The organism is Flavobacterium sp. AJR (genome assembly GCF_002156885.1).
In the GTDB taxonomy this organism is placed as follows: domain Bacteria; phylum Bacteroidota; class Bacteroidia; order Flavobacteriales; family Flavobacteriaceae; genus Flavobacterium.
This window is the reverse complement of the sequence record NZ_NCWQ01000175.1, coordinates 1-2345: the sequence shown is the minus strand read 5'-3', so window position 1 is coordinate 2345 and position 2345 is coordinate 1. Positions and strand designations below refer to the sequence as shown.

Sequence of the window (2345 nt, the reverse complement as noted above, 5' to 3'; positions counted from 1 at the left end):
AGAAATGTAGAGGAGTCAGGTTTTAAAAACTTCAATATTCTGCTCAATACCATAACTTTTAATTACCAGTCAATCTTAAACTATTTTGATAATAGAAGTACAAATGCTTCGGCTGAATCTTTTAATGCAAAAATAAAAGCATTTAGAAGCCAATTTAGAGGTGTAAGAAATATTGATTTCTTCTTGTTCAGATTATCTAATCTTTTTGCTTAATCCCCAACTTTTGAACATGATCCACGATTTTGCCACAAAACTTTTGACTGTTTTTTAAAGATTGAAAAGTGCTTTAAAACAAAAAAACCTGCGAATCCTTGGATTTGCAGGTTTTTACACGTTTTCGGGTTTTTTGAAAAGATTGATAAAGTTGCCTTTTTCACTTCTTTTCCCCTTTTCGTGGGGAGAGCAGGATTCGAACCTGCGAAGTTTACACAGCAGATTTACAGTCTGCCCTCGTTGGCCGCTTGAGTATCTCCCCGAAGCTTGTTTTGTTGCGCTTTGTTGTTCTAAGCGGTTGCAAATATAGGAACGTTTTTGATGTCTGCAAACTAAAATAGTACTTAATTTGAAGTTATTTTTTAATTAATTTTTAATCCATTGGTATTGAATAAAATAAAAAATATAAAAAAAGGAGAATTTTCTTATTTTATGCTAAATTTCGATATTGTTTGGGCGAGAGTTCTGATATTTTTGAACAAAGCTTTTTTGTTTTTTTAGTTTTTGAGAGCAACTTTTTTTAATGTATCTAACTTGAAAAACACAAAAAAAATATTGAAGATCTTTTAAGAAAGCTATTGGATGCCCTAGGGAGTTTAAGATATAAACTTGTATTTAGGATAAATGATGTTGAATAAAACAGAAACTTTATTAGTGGGATTCCTGTTTTATTTTAAATTGATTACTAATTGTAGCGTTTTAGATTCGTCGTCTCTTAAATCCTATTCTAGTCGCTTTTTTTGCAGTATTTTGCGTAAATGATAGAAACATTGGGATGGAGTTATTAACTCTTAATTAAGGCTTTAATTTAAAACATATGATTAAAATGATGGTAATATATAAAAACAAAAAAATCTCCACTAGGGAGATTTTTTTGTTTTATTCTAAAATTGATTTTATTTAGCTAAAAGCTCTAATATCTTTGCTCTAAGTTCATCGCCTCTTAAATCTTGTGCTACTACTTTTCCTGTTGCATCTAGTATAAATGTTGCAGGAATTGATTGAACACCGTATTGAGCTGCGATTGGCTCTTCCCAAAATTTCAAGTTAGAAACTTGTGTCCAGGTTAAGTTATCTTTTGCAATAGCTTCCTTCCAAGCTTTAGCTTCTTTGTCTAAAGAAACACCAACTATGTTAAGACCTTTTGAATGTAACTCTTTATAGATAGCTACAACATTTGGATTCTCTTTTCTACAAGGTCCACACCATGAAGCCCAGAAATCAACGATAGTTACTTTGCCTAAACTTTCTTTAAGCGATACCATTTTTCCTTCTGGATTAGGAGCAGAAAAATCTGACCTTCAGTTTGCGCTACCAACTGGAGGAGCAGTAGCACCAACAGCAGGCATTTTCATTTGACCGATTTTTTCTTTTACTTCTTTACCAGGTTTAGTGTTTTTTACTGATTCATCTAAACTAGTATAAAGAGCTTCTGCTTTTTTTACATCAGTAGATGGATCATTCAACATTCCTTTGATAATTAAAGCGCTGATGAAAGATTTTGGGTGAGATTCAGCATATGTAGTATATTTTGCTTTAGTCTCAGTTTGAACATCACCTTGGATTTTCATGAATTCTTTCATTAAACCATTGATTACTGCTGTATCTTTAGCTTGTTGAGCAGTATTCATAGTTTGTGTGTTTTTTTTCTGGAAATCAACTAATTTCTTCTGAACTTTCATAAGTTCATCATTAAATTTCACATACTCATCATTGTTGTATGTTCCAGAAATTTTAGATTTATGGATACTATCTTTATCCACAACAACTTTAATTTCTCCTGTTTCTAGGATAAAAGGAATTGGTCCTTGAGCTCCTTGTAATTGTAATGTATGAAATGCAGGTTCAGTAACTTTACCTTTAATTTCAAATTTTCCATTTTCAACTTTTGCAGTGTCTAGAGCAATAAGAGCTCCTGTAGTTTGATCTTGAGTTTGTAGGATTATAGTTTTCCCGTTTTCAATTCCTGTTGCAGTTCCAGTAATAAGGTATTCACCGTCTTTAACTTTGTTGCATGAAATTATTGCTATAGAAGCAGTAAGTAAAAAAAATATTTTTTTCATTATTAATTAGTTAATTGATTTGTGGAACAAAAGTATTTAAAATTATAAAAGATAAATAATTTTGTAACC

2 protein-coding genes, 1 tRNA gene and 1 pseudogene are annotated in these 2345 nt (G+C 31.1%); 1 reads left to right on the top strand and 3 read right to left on the bottom strand.

Annotated elements, in window-relative coordinates; translation table 11 throughout:
• Positions 1–213: transposase (locus B8T70_RS23365; RefSeq protein ID WP_242667557.1), on the top strand; the 213-nt coding region annotated here is incomplete at its 5' end.
• Positions 214–394: 181 nt separating this feature from the next.
• Here B8T70_RS23365 and B8T70_RS23360 read toward each other — a convergent pair.
• From B8T70_RS23360 to B8T70_RS23350, 3 genes and pseudogenes are all read right to left on the bottom strand, one after another.
• Positions 395–475: transfer RNA gene (locus B8T70_RS23360), tRNA-Tyr, on the bottom strand.
• A 634-nt stretch (positions 476–1109) separates the two neighbouring features.
• A pseudogene (locus B8T70_RS23355) lies at positions 1110–1496 on the bottom strand (peroxiredoxin family protein); the annotation flags it as partial.
• An 18-nt stretch (positions 1497–1514) separates the two neighbouring features.
• A complete protein-coding gene (locus tag B8T70_RS23350; protein ID WP_035628626.1) occupies positions 1515–2276 on the bottom strand; it encodes a DUF4369 domain-containing protein in 762 nt (253 codons plus the stop codon).
• Positions 2277–2345: the final 69 nt, after the last annotated feature.